Origin of the sequence: Cedecea davisae (assembly GCF_044095835.1) — a bacterium.
Classification (GTDB): Bacteria; Pseudomonadota; Gammaproteobacteria; order Enterobacterales; family Enterobacteriaceae; genus Cedecea; species Cedecea davisae.
In genome coordinates, this window is the sequence record NZ_CP172054.1 from 1,073,719 (window position 1) to 1,088,679 (window position 14,961).

A 14,961-nucleotide genomic window follows, 5' to 3' on the forward strand; every position below is an offset into this window, starting at 1 on the left:
GATGTAATAGCGTTATTTGTCCTGATACAGGCTCTATTACAGTTTTCATGCCAGTTTTGTATTGATTTGATTTTTAATGTTTAATTATTTTTATTGATTTTGTATGTTGTCAAAATGACAATTATAAAAATAGTCTTTATGACTGCTCTATTTGTCATTATGACTATGCGGGCGTAAGCTTGGCTCATTGTCTTTTCCGGAGCCTGACCATGAGCCTGTCGTTATCTTCTCTGGCGGCTATTGCCATTGAGCTGCAAAGCGGTATTAGCCATTCCGACCGTTTTTCCCGCGTCATCCGCACGCTGCGAACCCTGCTGGGGGGCGATGCCACCGCGCTCCTGCGCTATGAAGCACGCCATTTCTACCCGCTCGCTATCGACGGCCTTGCGCCGGATGTTCTGGGGAGGCGCTTTGCGCTTGATGCCCACCCGCGTCTTGAAGCCATTGCCAGAGCCGGGGACGTGGTGCGCTTCCCGGCGGACAGCGAGCTCCCGGACCCTTATGATGGTTTGATTCCCGAGCATGAAGACTTGAAGGTGCATGCCTGCCTTGGGCTGCCGCTGTTTGCCGACCAGAGCCTGATTGGCGCATTGACCGTGGACGGAATGGATCCCCTACAGTTCGACAGCTTCAGCGATGAAGAACTGAGGCTGATTGGCGTCCTGGCTTCCGGGGCGCTGAATAATGCGCTGCTGCTGGAGCGGCTGGAAAAGCAGACGCCGGAAGGCGCGCCGAAGCCTGCGGCGGGCGGCGGCAAGGCTGGCGAGATGATCGGCCTGTCGGCGGGGATTACTCAGCTGAAAAAAGAGATCAATATCGTTGCCGCTTCTGATTTAAACGTGCTGATCACCGGGGAAACCGGGGTGGGAAAAGAGCTGGTGGCCAGGGCAATTCATGCCGGATCGGCCCGTTCGGCAAGCCCGCTGGTTTATCTGAACTGCGCCGCGCTGCCGGAAAGCGTCGCCGAAAGCGAACTGTTCGGGCATGTGAAAGGGGCATTTACCGGCGCGATTCACCACCGCACCGGCAAGTTTGAAATGGCGGACAACGGCACTCTGTTCCTGGATGAGATTGGCGAGCTGCCTCTGGCTTTGCAGGCCAAGCTGCTGCGGGTGCTGCAATATGGCGATATTCAGCGGGTAGGCGATGACCGCAGCCAGCGCGTTGACGTCCGGGTGCTGGCCGCGACTAATCGTGACCTTAAACAGCATGTGCTGGCCGGAGAATTTCGTGCCGACCTGTTCCACCGCCTGAGCGTGTTCCCGCTGCATGTTCCGCCGCTGCGCGAGCGCGGAGAGGATATTGCCCTGCTCGCCGGTTTTTTCTGCGAGCAAAGCCGGGTAAAAATGGGGCTGCGGCAGGTTGTCTTGAGCGAGGCTGCCCGCCGGCAGTTGATGCATTACGGCTGGCCGGGAAACATTCGCGAGCTGGAGCACGCTATTTATCGTGCCATTGTGCTGGCCCGCGCCAACCATCCCGAAGGGGAACTGGTTCTGCTGCCTCATCATTTCCAGCTTTCCGGGCAGCCAGAGGCTGTTCCCAATCAGCCAGATTTAGCGCCGCTGCCGCAGGTCGAAAATTTAAGAGAGGCGACCGACGCCTTTCAGCGAGCTATGGTTATTGAAGCGCTGGCAAACAATGGACATAACTGGGCGGCAAGCGCCAGGCAATTGAGCGTGGATGTGGCAAATTTGCACCGGCTGGCAAAGCGGCTCGGGGTAAAATAATCAGCACAAAGCCCGCGCCAGCCCCGGATGACAGGCGGTGTCAGTTTGCTGTCAGGCTGGTGTCGCGTCGGCGTCGTGTTGGCTTTGCTCATGCCGGGCCATAGTAAGGGCGGGTTCAATCATTTGAGGATGTCCAGCCATGAGTAACAAGATTAAAGCATTGCGCTTATCCCGCGCCTGGTCTCAGGAACAGCTCGCCGAGCTCTCTTCCCTGAGCGTCAGAACTATTCAGAGAATTGAAAACGGCGGCCAGGCCAGCCTGGAAACGCTGAGCGCCATCGCCGCGGCATTTGACCTTAATGTCACCGATTTGTACGACGACGGCGGCGACCCGGGGGCAGAGCCAGAAGAGGCGCTGGATATGCGCATTCAGGAGGCTAAACGGCGCGTTGCCCGCGAATATCGCTACTACCGTTCCGTGCTGGTATGGGCGATTGTCTGCGCCGGTTTAGCCGCAATTAACCTGCTGACTTCTCCGGGAAGCTACTGGTTTCTGTGGCCGACGCTTATCTGGGGCGCGCTGCTGGTGATGGGCGGGCTGCGCTTATTTGTCCTTAAAGGCTGGCTTGAGCGCCGCCAGCAGCAGCGCCTCCAGCAGCTTTTGCGTAAATAATTAACGGCGGCAAATGGCGTGATTACGCGCTATCCAGTCGATAAATGCCTGCTTCGGCAGGGCTTTGCTGTAAAGCCAGCCCTGCCCGTAAGTCACCCCGTGCTCCCGTAGCCATGCCGCCTGAGCCGCGGTTTCAATCCCTTCAGCTACGGTATCGAGACTCAACGTTTTCGCCATTTCGATGATGTAAGGCGTGACGTTTTTATACTCCAGCGCGTCAACGAAGGATTTGTCGATTTTCAAAATATCGACGGCCAGATCCTGCAAGTAGCTCAGGCTGGAGTAGCCGGTCCCGAAGTCATCAAGGTAGATTGGGTGCCCAGCCTGGCGGTATTGCGCCACAATCGGCGCGCTGGTGGCCGGGTCGGCAAAGCCGCGCTCGGTTATCTCCAGCGCAATTTGCTCCGGCTTAATTTGATACTTGAGCAGCAGCGGTTTGATAAGCGGCAGGATGCGGTCGCTCAGCACGTCGGAGGGCGAAAGGTTGATGGAAATATGGTGCCCCGGATGGGCGTGCAGCCAGTCGCCCATTTCGCTGAAGACTTTATTGATAACCAGCCCGGTAATTTGGGTGATCAGCCCGGTTTGCTCGGCAATCGGAATGAAAATGTCCGGGCTGATAAAGCTCCCGTCCGGCAGACGCCAGCGTATAAGCGCCTCTGCGCCTACGCCTTCACCCGATTTCAAATCGATAATGGGCTGGTATTCGAGGCTAAATTCGCGGCCGCGAATGGCGTCCTGAATGCGGGTTTCAGGCGACTCCAGGCGGCGCAGCAGGCGGGTGATAAACCAGCCCGCGCTCAGGCTAAACAGCATACCGATGGGCAGCCAGATAACCATTTGCTTATACCAGGCCGTTTGCAGCGGAGCGCTGGGCGCCCAGGCTATCATCGCCAGCCCCAGTTCCGGCGCGCGGCGAATGACGTAATCGTTTTGCCCGTCCGACCAGGTGGTTGTGCCTTTGCGTATCCGCGCATGCCAGCCGTCATTGGGCAGCGTGGCGTTGCTGGCAATTTGCCTGTCGTGCTCAAGGCCAACCATCGCGATATTGACCGGGTTATGGCCGAAAGGGATAACGTCAATAAACGCGACGGGATCGATAACCACGACGTGCGGCGTTTTCCCGACGTAAATCATGGGCCGTTGAAAGCCCAGATCGGTGGTGTCGGTATACCAGGCGGAAAACCCCTGCGGGCCGATGGTGTCTGGCGGGCCAAGCTGTGCGCCGTTGTTGTTGGCTTCAAGCGAGGAGCAGCGGGCGCGATTATTCTCCAGGTAAAGCACTTCCTGAATGTAGCGAAAATCAAAGGCTACGCGGCGCATCGCTTCAAGGTGAGGGCGGGTGCAATATGTGCTACTGAAGCGGTTGATTTGCTTGAGTGCTTCAACGGCCTGATCCATCACTTTTTCGCTGCGCAGCAGCGCACGGTCGGCGTAATTTTCCAGCTCGCTGTGAAAGGTTTTTTCGGCCTTGTTATGCGCCAGGTAAATGCTGAGCAGTATCGGCAGCAGTACCGCGAGGATCAGCACGCCGTTAACGATGCTGACCAGTTTTTTGCCTGCCATAGTTGAGTCCTGGCGTCAGAAGTGAAAAGTCAGAGGAATTTATCTGCCAGCATAGTTCAGGCGGCGCAGCAGTGTTATGTTTCAGCGCAAAGGACAGGAGCCAGCGATGAAAAAAAAAGAATTTGTGACTCAGGATTTGCTGAGCAAAATTTACCAGCACGCAAGCTCGGGGCCGCGTAAATTGCCGCCGGAGCGCCAGCTTGCTGAAGAATACGGCGTTTCGCGCTTTACTATTCGCCAGGCGCTGGAAAAGTTGGTGAGTATTGGCGTGGTGACGATTATTCAGGGATCGGGCGTCTGGATTAACGAACAGGCCCGCAATAGCCCACTGGTGTACAACTCGATAACTGAAAAACACTTCGACCGCATTGCGTTTCGGCTAGTCAGCCTGCATAAGAAATTACCCGACCGCGACGAGCAGCAGGTTTTTGGCCTGAACGAGGACGAGTTTATCTGGCAGTTTTGCCGCCTGCGGCTGGTAGACAACCGCAAAGTGCAGATTGAAACCTCGCGCATGCCGGTAAAAGATTTCCCTGACCTGAACCAGAAGGCCATTGAAAGCTCGCTGCAACAATACGTTCTGAGCAAGGGTTACCGCATTTCTCACCTGCTGACCAGCTACCAGGCGGTGGTGATTAACAAGGAACAGGCTCAACTGCTGGAGTGCAAGAAGGGGTTTCCGGCGATGCAAATACGCAACCGCGGTATTCTGGAAGGGGGACGGGTATTTGAAATCAGCGACATCGTTGATATCGACTACTCCTGCACCTACGTCATCCCCTTCAACCACGATAATCTTGCCCGCCGCAGAGTGCCTCAGGGGGTGTGAATCGCCCCGTTTGGCAGGCGGCTTTGGGTCCACTCGTGCGGGCGGTATTCCACCGGGAAGCGCTCCGCTTGTCGCTCGTCAAAACCTACCCCGATTCCCGGTTTCTCCAGCGGATACATATAGCCCTGTTCTGCCTCAGGTGCGCCGGGGAACACCGCTTTGGTATTCGGCTTGTTCGGAATAAATTCCTGAATCGCCGCATTATGCAGGTGGATATTGAGATGGGTGTTCACCGCGACCGCAATCGGCGTCATATCAGGCGGCCCGTGCCAGGCAAGACGTACTCCAAAGGCCTGGCAAAGTACCGCCAGTTTTAGCGCCGGGGTAATTCCGCCTATCTGCGAAACGTGGCAGCGAATAAAGTCGATGCGGCGGTTAACGATAAGGTCATGCCATTCCGCCGGGTTGTTAAACAGCTCGCCCATTGCCAGCGGCACGGAGGAGTGGTTGCGAACCTGTTCGAGCCAGGCGCTTTGCTGCGGCGGCAGAATATCCTCGATAAACCACGGCTGGTAAGGCTCCAGCGCTTTGGCAAGCTGGACGGCCTGCTGCGGGAACAGGCGCTCGTGTACGTCGTGCAGGATATGGAAGCGATGGCCGTATTTCTCACGCAGGGCGCGGAACATTTCCACCGTATTAGCCATGTATTCGTCCTGGTCGTAATAGGCGCCGGGCGTTGGGGTTCGGGTCTGGTGCAGGCCCTGCGGCGTGCCGCCGTAGAACCCGAGCTGGCAACGAATATAGCGATAGCCTTCGCCCAGCAGCTTATCGACCTCCTGATACAACCCCTCCAGCGTTTCGCTGGCGGCGTGGCTGTAAACCGCAATAGCGTCTTTCGACTTACCGCCCAGCAGCTGATAGAGCGGCATCCCGGCAAGCTGGCCTTTAATGTCCCATAGCGCCATATCCACGCCCGCAATGGCGTTGTTCATCACCGGGCCGTTACGCCAGTAGGCGTTGACCGTCATCATCTGCCACAGGTCTTCGATATGGTTGGCATCGCGGCCAATCAGCAGCGGTTTGAGGTATTCATCGACCATCGTTTTCACCGCCAGCGGGCGCTGCTGGAAGGTGGCGCAGCCGAGGCCGGTGACGCCTTTGTCGGTAGTGACGCGCACCGTGACGAGATTATGGCGGTCCGGTTTAGTAATAAAACATTCAATATTTTCGATAATCGTTGGTAGCACGAGCAAGCTCCACCGTCAGGCTAAATTAAACGGAAAAATATAAGTTCTGCTATTACTATCACCCTATTTTTCCCCGCCGGTAAACGGTTTTTTTACTCTTTTTTATTGGTCAGTTATTTGATTGTAAAGCTGGATGAAAACGTACCAATTTAGGCCGGTGTTGGGTTTTGTTGTCTTTTATATGGCTAATTGTGACGTGGTTCATGTTTCATTGGTTTGTTTTTTATTTTTTGATTCTCTACCATCGGCAACAACAAAACAGAACAATAAGCCAACACCGGGGAGTGCTTTATGGGGAGTCGCGAGGTCATCGCTTCTATTATCCGTTTGGTCGGCGGAACGGATAATATTAATAACGTCTGGCACTGCATGACGCGCCTGCGTTTCGATTTAATTGATGATAATAAAGTGAATCAGCAGGAGATTAAAAAACTGCCCGGCGTGCTCGGCGCGCAGATCCAAAGCGACCAGTTTCAGATAATCATCGGCCCGCAGGTTAATAGCTGGTATCAGCAACTGACCACTTTGCTCGGCGGGGCGCAGGAACAGCCCGCAGCAACGGCGCAGAAGAAGGAGCGCAAGGGGCTGGTGTCGCTGTTTATGGACACGGTTTCCGGCGTTTTTGGTCCAATAGTGCCGGCGATTGCCGGGGCAGGGATGATAAAAGGGCTGCTGGCGGGGCTGATTGCGCTCAAAGTTATTTCGGCTAAAAGCGATACCGTGGTGGTTATCGACCTGATTGCCAGCGGGGTGTTTTACTTCCTGCCGTTCTTCCTGGCGATTTCCGCCGCAAGGATTTTTAAAACCAACGAATATCTGGCCGCGGCCGTTGCCGCCTGCCTGATGTATCCGTCGCTAATTGAGGCGGCAAAAGCGCTGGCCGCGCATCAGGCCGGGGCGGTGGACGCTTTCTACTTTCTTAATCTGATCCCGGTTTCGGTGTTTAACTACGCCTCAAGCGTCATTCCGGTCATTTTCTCGGTGCTGGCGCTGAGTTATATCTACCGCTGGGTTGACCGCATTATGCCGGAAGTGCTGAAAACGGTCTTCACGCCAACGCTGACGCTATTCCTCGCCGCGCTGGTGGCGCTGGTGGTGATTGGCCCGCTGGGAATTTACCTCGGGAAAGCGCTGGCCTGGTTTATCGAAGGGCTGTTTGGCGTCTCCGCGAGCTTTGCCGGGCTGGTGGTGGGAGCTATCCGCCCAATTGCGATTCTCACCGGGATGCACCACGCCATGACGCCCATCGCACTGCAAAACTTCACCGACCGCGGCTATGACATGCTGATGCCGATGATGTTTATGGCGAACATGGCGATTGCCGGTGCGACCTTCGCTATCTGGCGGCAGAGCAAGTCGAAGGCGGATCGCTCGGTGGTGCTTTCGGCGGGGATTTCCGCGCTGCTGGGGATCACCGAACCCGCGCTGTTCGGCGTGCTGACCCGTTATAAGAAAGCGTTTATCGCCGCCACGATAGCCAGCTCGCTCGCCTCTGCGTTTATTGCCTTCTTTGGCGTGCGGCTATATGGCTATATCCTGTCGAGCATCTTTAGCCTGCCCGCATATATTGGCCCGTACTTTATCCCAGCCCTGCTGGGCGTGGCTCTGGCGCTGATCCTGTCGTTTACGCTGACAACTCTGCTGGTGCGCGAGAAAGGCGCAGACTCATTCTCGTCGAGAAAAAACGCGTAAAAACGGCTACTATCGGTTTTTCTTCTACGCTGAATGACTGGATATGGCTTCTCTGAAAGACGTAGCAACCCTGGCGGGCGTGTCATTGATGACCGTCTCCAGGGTTATTAATCAGGCTGAACACGTTAGCCCGGCAACCCGGGAGCGGGTGCAGCGGGCCATTGACGAGCTTAATTATGTGCCGGACTATTCTGCCCGAAAGATACGCAGCAAAGGCGTTAAAGCTTCGACAATAGGCATTCTGGCGCTGGATACGGCGACCACCCCCTATTCTGTAGAAATGCTGCTGGCTATCGAGCAAACCGCGCGTGAGCGGGGCTGGAACAGTTTCCTGATTAACATTCTTTCTGCCGACGACGCCGAGCGAGCGGTCAATCAGTTATTGGCCCAGCGGCCTGATGGCATTATTTTTACTACGATGGGCCTGAGGCACGTTGAGCTACCCGCAGTATTAAAAAACCATCGTGTGGTGCTGGCTAACTGTACGAGCGGCGATGCGGGTTTACCGAGCTATATCCCCGATGATTTTAACGGCCAGTATCAGGCCACCCGCTATCTGATTGAACAAGGATACCGTCGCCCGCTGTGTCTGTGGCTGCCCAGTGAAGCGCTTGCCAGTCGTCCTCGCCGGGACGGATTCGAGCAGGCCTGGCGTGAGGCCGGGCTCGACGTTGAGGCGGTGAAGCAGTATCACATGCAATGGGGCGATGCCCATTATCCTGAACTGGCTGAGTGTATTGCAGGGCATAGTAAGGACGGGAAGGCGGATTTCGATGTGCTGGTTTGTGGTAACGACCGTATCGCTTTTGTCGCCTATCAGAAGCTGCTTGCGCAGGGGATTGCTCTTCCAGAGCAGGTGGCGGTACTCGGATTTGATAACCTGGTCGGGGTCGGCGATTTGTTCCTGCCGCCGCTGACAACAGTCCAGTTGCCGCATGAAGAAATTGGTCGACAGGCGGCACTGCACTTGATTGACGGCCTGACCAGCGGCGGCGTGAAGCGGCTGCCTTGCCCGCTGGTTAAGCGTGTTTCGCTATAGCGCGTTCAACTGCCACAGGGTGCCGCCACGGCATAAGGCTTTTCCCTGGCTGGCGAACAGCTCAAGCTGACGTTCCCCCTCTTGCGGATAGAGACGGCTGCTGAGGCAATATTCTCCCTGGTTAACAAAAACTTCAATGGACGAGCGATCGATAAAAATACGCAGGTGAAGATCGCTGCTTTCCGATAAGGGCACGCTGCGCTCCCCGTTAAGCTGCCCATCCTGATAGCTTCGTGACAGCACCAGACGTCGCGCCTGAACATCCACAAACAGTTCGCAGCCTTGCCCCAGACGAATACCGTAGCGTTTGGCCGTGCTTTGCCCGCATTCCCAGGTTATCTCCAGCTCCACCGCCTGCGCATCAGGAAACAGCCTCTGGTTATTTTTATCCAGCACGCAGGGCAGAACCAGCTGCTCATGGGCGCGCAGCGTTGCCAGTTCATGAACCGGATTCTGATAGAGTTTTCCATTTGGCATCATGCACACTTCCCGGGGGAGGGTAAGGCAGCCCGCCCAGCCTTCGCATTTAGAAGGCATTGGTGATTCCCACATGTCCATCCAGCCCATTACGATACGGCGACCATCTTCAGCGACAAAGGACTGCGGCGCATAAAAGTCGTGCCCGTGGTCCATCTCTTCAAACGGCTGGCAGAGCCTGAACTCTTCCCCCGGCTGCCATCTCCCGCGCAGATAGCCGCTCTGGAACAGATTTTGATACTTCAAGCCTTGTGACGGGATGCCCTGCGGGGAAAACATCAGGATTTGGCTGTTACCGAGCGGGAAGAAATCCGGGCATTCCCACATATAGCCCATGTCCGAGTCGGCTTCAGTGAGGACACGATCCAGCCGCCACTCCCGCAGTGAACTGCCGCGATAAAGCAGCACTTTTCCCCGATCGTGCTCATCGCGCGCACCTATTACCATCCACCAACTGCCATCCTGTTGCCAGACCTTTGGATCGCGGAAATGCATGATACCCGGCGGTGGGGTCAGAATGACGCCCTGTTTCTTAAAATGGACGCCGTCTTCACTGGTCGCGAGACATTGTACCTGACGTATAGCGCTGTCATTTCCCGCGCCTTCCAGCCAGATATGCCCGGTGTAGATAAGTGCGAGCACGCCATTATCATCTACCGCGCTGCCGGAGAAGCAGCCGTCCCGGTCCCATTCTTCACCCGGAGCCAGTGCGATGGGCTGGTGTTCCCATCGCACCATATCCCGGCTGGTGGCATGCCCCCAGTGCATCGGCCCCCAGTTTTCATCAAACGGATGGTGCTGATAGAAGGCATGGTACAGCCCGTTGTGATAAATCAGGCCGTTAGGATCGTTCATCCAGCCTGCGGGCGGCGCCAGATGATAAAGAGGATAAAAGGCGTTACCGCGCGTTGCCTGTAGCGTTTCTAAGGCAGCCTGTGCCTTGATCAGTGGGGTATTCATAACATTACCTGGTCGTCAGATTTAAAGAAGGGTGTGAGTTATCGGGGGCCGAGTCGCTGAGCAGTAAAGCGGAAACCAACGTCAGTGCCAGCACCAGTCCGGCCAGAATCATATAGGTGTCGGCAAAGCCGAGCTGGTCGTATCCGCGCCCAACAAGAGGAGAAAGTACGGTGGCACATATAGACGTAATAAACTGGAAGCCGACCAGATAGAGCGTGGCGGAGAGGCGTTGATCGAACTGCGTGGTGATGTACTTAAACATTGAAATCAAAAGAATAGGTAGTTCGACCGCGTGCAGAAGCTTCATGAAGGAGATGGTCAGCGGGTCGCTTGCCATGCCTGAACCAAAGATACGCATAGCCATGATCAGGCCACTGAGCAGCAGCCCGCGCTTTGCGCCAATGCGGTTTACCAGCATCGGGGCGAGGAACATCCCGCCTGCTTCGAGAAATACCTGGAAGGAGTTGAGAAAGCCAAACATTTCGTTGCCGCGCTGCACGTTGTTAAACAGCGAGGCGAAGTAAACGGGGAATTGCTGATCGTAAACGTTGTAAACGCTGACGCCGCAAACAAAAAGCACCAGCGCCCAGAAGCGAGGGAGCTTCAGCAGACCGAAGGCATCGGCAAGCGTCAGCGCGCTGGTTTTACCGTATTCCAGTTCGCTGAGGGCGTTAGGCTGCATGTCACGCATGCGCCACAGGAGCAGCAGAAACAGGCAGGCAGAGACGCTACCCATCCAGAAATTCAGCTGCGGATTGAGGTTAAACAGCAGTCCGGCAAAAAAAGTGGCACCGGCCCAGCCTAAAGACCCCCACATGCGTGATTTTCCGTATTCAAAGCCGACGATACGGCTCACGCGTTCGGTATAGGACTCCAGTGCGCCAATACCGGCAAAGAAGGTGGCGCCAACGTAAAGCCCGACGCTGATTGCTCCTGCGAGAATATGCACCTGAAGCAGCGGGGTGCAAACGAAGATAAACCAGGGGCCGCTGACTAGCAGCAGCCCGCCAATAACCCACAGCAGCGATTTGCGCAGACCGAGCTTGTCCTGGATGAAGCCGTACAGCGGCTGAGCGCAGAGCGCGGTGAAGGCTATTATCGAGAAGATAAGCCCGGTTTCCGCGCCTTTCAGGCCGATTTTCTGATTTAGCCAAAGTGAGATCAGCGAAAAGGCCGATGACCAGGTCCAGAAAAAGGTAAATAGCAGCCCGCTCAGGATCAGATAGTGATGTTTATTGCGTTTTGTCAGTGCCATGTGTGCAGCCTCTGAGAGCTTGAATGGCGATATTGTTAACGTTAACTTTTTGGTGTGAGAAGAGAGTGACCGTCATAAATGTGATGTTAATCGCAATAGTTAACGTTAACAATTTGGTTTTGTGATCCAAGGCGGATAATAAACGCGTGTATGGAAATGGGTTAAAAGCCCGGTAGAGGATACAGGGCTTAGAAGAAAGATCAGCGGCGGTGGGCGAGGCTGCGAACCAGCCTGTCGCCAAGACTTTGTACCAGTTGCACCATCACGATAAGAATGATGACCGTGCCAACCATCACCTGATTATTAAAGCGCTGGTAGCCGTAGCGTATCGCCAGGTCGCCCAGCCCGCCGCCGCCGATGACGCCTGCCATCGAAGAGAAGCCAATCAGCATTACCACCGTGAGCGTAATACCCGCCAGCACAGCAGGCAGCGCTTCCGGGAGCAGCACTTTGCTGACCACATGCCAGGCGTTGCCGCCCATCGAGAGAATGGCTTCAATTCGTCCTTTGTCTACCTCGTCGAGGGCGTTTTCCACCACGCGGGCAAAGAACGGAAAGGCTCCGATGGTTATCGGCACAACCGCCGCGGTGCTGCCGAGCGTGGTGCCGATAATGATGCGCGTGAACGGGATCAGGGCTATCAGCAGCACGATAAACGGCAGCGAACGGCCAATGTTAATTACTGCGCCAAGGATCTTGTTGAAGCGAGGAGAAGGCAATACGCCGTCTCGCCTGCTGAGAAACAGCAGCACGCCCAGCGGCAGGCCAATCAGGATGGTAAACAGCGCGGCCAGCCCGACCATGTAAAGCGTGTCGAGGGTGCCTTCCAGCAGCAGCGGCCATAAATCCTCCCAGCTCATGCTACTTCGCATAACACATTCCCCTCAACGCCGTGGCGGCGTAAAAATTCTCGCTCGGCTTCCTCGTCATGGAGCAGGGAAGTCCTGAGCCGTGAGAAGGGATCCACCAGCCTTTCGGACAGCGGCCCGCTTTCGATTAGCCTGCCGTTCTCCAGCAACGCGGCGTGGTCGCAAATTGCTTTCACCACCTCGAGCTGGTGGGTGATTAGCACGATGGTCAAACCCAGCTGGCGGTTGATATCCGCCAGCAGCGCCAGTACCGAGCCGGTTGTTTCCGGGTCAAGCGCGCTGGTGGCTTCGTCGCACAGCAGAATATCAGGGCGAGCGGCCAGCGCCCGTGCAATGCCAACGCGCTGCTTTTGCCCGCCGGAAAGCTGGGACGGAAACGCCCGGGCTTTATCGCTCAGGCCCACCAGCTCAAGCAGTTCAGCTACCCTTTTACGCCGCTCATCTCGCGCCAGGCCTGCGATTTCCAGCGGCACGGCAACATTGTCTTCAACGCTGCGGGCGTGGATCAGGTTGAAATGCTGGAACACCATGCCGGTACGCTGACGGTGCAGGCGCAGCTCGCGCTGGTTATAAGTAGTGATGTCTCTGTCGTTCATGATGATGCGGCCCGAAGTGGGCCGCTCCAGTAAATTGAGACAGCGGATCAGCGTACTTTTCCCGGCACCGCTGCGGCCCAGAATGCCGTAGATTGCGCCGTCCGGGACGACCAGGTTGATATCATCCAGCGCCGGTCGGCCTTCTCCGGCGTACACTTTGCTCAGCCGCTCAAGGGTAATCATGACTTATTCTCTACCGGGATAACGGAGCCGTTGTACTGCTTGCGTATAAACTCGGCCACCTGAGGCGATTCCAGATCCTTAGCCAACTGTTTGATGCGCGGATCGTTTTCCAGATTCGGGTTAGTCACCAGAATATTGGCATACGGGTTATGGGTAGCGCTTTCCAGGCCAAGCGAGTCTTTAGCCGGGCTGAGGCCCGCTTCCAATGCGTAGTTACCGTTAATCACGCCCAGGCCGACGTCATCCAGCGAGCGCGGGATTTGCGGCGATTCCACTTCCACAATCTTCAGCTTTTTCGGGTTGCCGACGATGTCCTTCGGCGTGGCCTGGTTAGTGGAGGCGTCTTTAAATTCAGGCTTCAGGGTAATCAGCCCTTTGTCCTGCAACAGATACAGGGCGCGGCTCAGGTTGGTGACGTTGTTCGGCACCGCCACGGTTGCGCCTTCCGGTACGGATTTCAGATCTTTGTATTTATGCGAGTAAATTCCCAGCGGCTCGATATGTACCGTGGCGGCCACAACAAATTTCTTGCCGAGCGCTTTTTCCTGATCGCGTAAGTAAGGAACATGCTGGAAGTAGTTAGCGTCCACGTCGCCGCTGGCCAAAAGTTCGTTGGCGTTGGCACCGCTGGTCAGCTCAACGACTTTGAGTTTCAGATTAGGGTCCAGCTTCTGCACGAAGGCGAGGATCTCCGCGTGCGGAACCGGGTCGGCGGCAACGCGCAGCGCGTCTGCGGCCTGTACCGCGAAAGCCAGAGAAAGCGACAGAGCAACACCGGCCAGTTTAAAAGCAGCATGTTTCATCACGGTTTTCCTTATTATTTATGTCGTTAGTTAAGCTATCAGTTCACTGCTGTTACGAAGAACGTCGGCGTAGTAGCGCTCGGCTACGTCCGGGTGAGAGCGCAGGCGGCCTTTCAGGTAGTTCCAGCCAACGTCGCGCAGTAGCGGGTTAAGCGGATCGCTTTCCGGTCCCCGGGCTTCTTTGGCCAGCGCTTCCGGCAGCTGATAAACGGGCACTACGGCGTTGAGCTGTGCGCCGAGGAAGAAGGCGATGGACTGGCGCTCCTCATGCTGCGGCGGGGAAACCACGCGGTGAACCGTAGCGCGAAGATAGCCGTTGGTCGCCAGCTCCAGCAGTTCACCAATATTCACCACGAAACTGCCCGGCAGAGGCTGGGCGTCAACCCAGTTATCCGGGGAGACTTCGACCTGGAGCCCTTTTTTATCGTCCTGAAGCAGGAAGCTCAGGAAGCCTGAATCTTTGTGCGCCCCCACGCCCTGGCTGCTTTGCGTCGCAGACTGGCCGGGGTAGCGAATCAGTTTGATATGTTCGTTAGGCAGGCTGCCGTAAAGAGCGTCGAAGGCGTCGGCCGGGAGGCTAAGCGCCTCGGCAAAAGTGCGCAGCAGCTTTAACGCCACGGCGGTCATTTCGCGCTGCCATTGCAAAAGCGTGGGCTTCAGCTCAGGTTGTGCCGCTGGCCAAAGGTTTGGTCCCTGTAAGCGTCGCCATGCCGGAGCGTATTCATCAGGCGGGAAAGCCTGGCGTTCAGCGCCAAGGTCGAACTGCTCACGCCAGTCCGGCTGGCCGCGGGTAAGCTCGCTGGCGGCGCGGTTATAGCCACGGAAATGCGGCGAGTGGATCATCGCCACCTGCTGTTTGTCTTCGTCGGGGAGGGAAAAAAAGCTGCGGGCCTCATCCTGTACTGCCTGTTGCAGTTCGGGGCTGATGCCGTGGTTTATCAGGTAGAAAAAGCCAATTTCCCGCGCGGCGTAGCGCAGCTGGCTAAGGAAGGCCGAGCGGTCTGTTTCGCTGCCGCTAAGCTGGGAGAGGTCAAGAATCGGCAGTGCCAGTCCTGGATTGTTGCTCATGTTTTGCTCCGGTAATCAGGGTAGTCGAGAAAGAGGTGGCGTTGGGTTCGGCACAACAGCGGCGCAGCAGCATGGCGATTTCCTTCTGGATGATGTC

At 56.2% G+C, this 14,961-nt stretch carries 13 protein-coding genes; 5 read left to right on the plus strand and 8 right to left on the minus strand.

Going from position 1 to position 14,961, the window contains the following annotated elements:
- Positions 1–209: 209 nt before the first annotated feature.
- The gene (norR, locus tag ACG1VR_RS05630) at positions 210–1,727 is read left to right on the plus strand and encodes a nitric oxide reductase transcriptional regulator NorR (RefSeq protein ID WP_395490425.1); all 1,518 of its coding nucleotides are present in this window, start codon (positions 210–212) and stop codon (positions 1,725–1,727) included.
- A 139-nt stretch (positions 1,728–1,866) separates the two neighbouring features.
- Positions 1,867–2,340, plus strand: coding sequence for a helix-turn-helix domain-containing protein (locus ACG1VR_RS05635; protein WP_172569239.1), 474 nt, complete (start codon positions 1,867–1,869; stop codon positions 2,338–2,340).
- Here the strand turns inward: ACG1VR_RS05635 and ACG1VR_RS05640 are convergent, their stop codons facing one another.
- On the minus strand, positions 2,341–3,906 hold the full coding sequence (locus tag ACG1VR_RS05640; RefSeq protein WP_016537681.1) for an EAL domain-containing protein: 1,566 nt from the start codon (positions 3,904–3,906) through the stop codon (positions 2,341–2,343).
- 106 nt (positions 3,907–4,012) lie between these two features.
- Here ACG1VR_RS05640 and ACG1VR_RS05645 point away from each other — a divergent pair, with 106 nt between their 5' ends.
- On the plus strand, positions 4,013–4,735 hold the full coding sequence (locus tag ACG1VR_RS05645; RefSeq protein WP_395490426.1) for a GntR family transcriptional regulator: 723 nt from the start codon (positions 4,013–4,015) through the stop codon (positions 4,733–4,735).
- On the opposite strand, the gene ACG1VR_RS05650 is transcribed toward ACG1VR_RS05645, so the two are convergent.
- Positions 4,723–5,922, minus strand: coding sequence for an enolase C-terminal domain-like protein (locus ACG1VR_RS05650; RefSeq protein WP_395490427.1), 1,200 nt, complete (start codon positions 5,920–5,922; stop codon positions 4,723–4,725). The genes ACG1VR_RS05645 and ACG1VR_RS05650 overlap by 13 nt on opposite strands.
- Positions 5,923–6,213: 291 nt before the next feature.
- Here ACG1VR_RS05650 and ACG1VR_RS05655 point away from each other — a divergent pair, with 291 nt between their 5' ends.
- The gene (locus tag ACG1VR_RS05655) at positions 6,214–7,614 is read left to right on the plus strand and encodes a PTS transporter subunit EIIC (RefSeq protein WP_395490428.1); all 1,401 of its coding nucleotides are present in this window, start codon (positions 6,214–6,216) and stop codon (positions 7,612–7,614) included.
- A gap of 43 nt (positions 7,615–7,657) precedes the next feature.
- The gene (locus tag ACG1VR_RS05660) at positions 7,658–8,653 is read left to right on the plus strand and encodes a LacI family DNA-binding transcriptional regulator (protein ID WP_016537677.1); all 996 of its coding nucleotides are present in this window, start codon (positions 7,658–7,660) and stop codon (positions 8,651–8,653) included.
- Here ACG1VR_RS05660 and ACG1VR_RS05665 read toward each other — a convergent pair.
- From ACG1VR_RS05665 to ACG1VR_RS05690, 6 genes are all read right to left on the minus strand, one after another.
- Entirely contained in the window at positions 8,648–10,090 is a 1,443-nt protein-coding gene (locus ACG1VR_RS05665; RefSeq protein ID WP_395490429.1) for a glycoside hydrolase family 32 protein, read from the minus strand. The genes ACG1VR_RS05660 and ACG1VR_RS05665 overlap by 6 nt on opposite strands.
- A 4-nt stretch (positions 10,091–10,094) precedes the next feature.
- Positions 10,095–11,345 carry an MFS transporter gene (locus tag ACG1VR_RS05670; RefSeq protein WP_016537675.1) on the minus strand — a complete coding sequence of 417 codons (1,251 nt, stop codon included), beginning with the start codon at positions 11,343–11,345 and terminating at the stop codon, positions 10,095–10,097.
- Positions 11,346–11,545: 200 nt separating this feature from the next.
- A complete protein-coding gene (locus ACG1VR_RS05675) occupies positions 11,546–12,205 on the minus strand; it encodes a methionine ABC transporter permease (RefSeq protein WP_395491063.1) in 660 nt (219 codons plus the stop codon).
- Entirely contained in the window at positions 12,202–12,993 is a 792-nt protein-coding gene (locus ACG1VR_RS05680; protein WP_395490430.1) for a methionine ABC transporter ATP-binding protein, read from the minus strand. Before ACG1VR_RS05680 ends, ACG1VR_RS05675 begins: the two co-directional genes overlap by 4 nt.
- The gene (locus ACG1VR_RS05685) at positions 12,990–13,796 is read right to left on the minus strand and encodes a MetQ/NlpA family ABC transporter substrate-binding protein (protein ID WP_395490431.1); all 807 of its coding nucleotides are present in this window, start codon (positions 13,794–13,796) and stop codon (positions 12,990–12,992) included. Before ACG1VR_RS05685 ends, ACG1VR_RS05680 begins: the two co-directional genes overlap by 4 nt.
- 30 nt (positions 13,797–13,826) lie before the next feature.
- Entirely contained in the window at positions 13,827–14,864 is a 1,038-nt protein-coding gene (locus ACG1VR_RS05690; protein WP_395490432.1) for an isopenicillin N synthase family dioxygenase, read from the minus strand.
- Positions 14,865–14,961: the final 97 nt, after the last annotated feature.

Excerpts from the sequence above, each read along its gene's own strand:
- ACG1VR_RS05645 (WP_395490426.1), top strand. The coding sequence starts at position 4,013 with ATGAAAAAAAAAGAATTTGTGACTCAGGATTTGCTGAGCAAAATTTAC.
- ACG1VR_RS05685 (WP_395490431.1), bottom strand. The coding sequence starts at position 13,796 with ATGAAACATGCTGCTTTTAAACTGGCCGGTGTTGCTCTGTCGCTTTCT.
- ACG1VR_RS05655 (WP_395490428.1), top strand. The coding sequence starts at position 6,214 with ATGGGGAGTCGCGAGGTCATCGCTTCTATTATCCGTTTGGTCGGCGGA.
- ACG1VR_RS05670 (WP_016537675.1), bottom strand. The coding sequence starts at position 11,345 with ATGGCACTGACAAAACGCAATAAACATCACTATCTGATCCTGAGCGGG.
- ACG1VR_RS05660 (WP_016537677.1), top strand. The coding sequence starts at position 7,658 with ATGGCTTCTCTGAAAGACGTAGCAACCCTGGCGGGCGTGTCATTGATG.
- ACG1VR_RS05635 (WP_172569239.1), top strand. The coding sequence starts at position 1,867 with ATGAGTAACAAGATTAAAGCATTGCGCTTATCCCGCGCCTGGTCTCAG.
- ACG1VR_RS05640 (WP_016537681.1), bottom strand. The coding sequence starts at position 3,906 with ATGGCAGGCAAAAAACTGGTCAGCATCGTTAACGGCGTGCTGATCCTC.
- norR (WP_395490425.1), top strand. The coding sequence starts at position 210 with ATGAGCCTGTCGTTATCTTCTCTGGCGGCTATTGCCATTGAGCTGCAA.
- ACG1VR_RS05680 (WP_395490430.1), bottom strand. The coding sequence starts at position 12,993 with ATGATTACCCTTGAGCGGCTGAGCAAAGTGTACGCCGGAGAAGGCCGA.
- ACG1VR_RS05690 (WP_395490432.1), bottom strand. The coding sequence starts at position 14,864 with ATGAGCAACAATCCAGGACTGGCACTGCCGATTCTTGACCTCTCCCAG.
- ACG1VR_RS05665 (WP_395490429.1), bottom strand. The coding sequence starts at position 10,090 with ATGAATACCCCACTGATCAAGGCACAGGCTGCCTTAGAAACGCTACAG.
- ACG1VR_RS05675 (WP_395491063.1), bottom strand. The coding sequence starts at position 12,205 with ATGAGCTGGGAGGATTTATGGCCGCTGCTGCTGGAAGGCACCCTCGAC.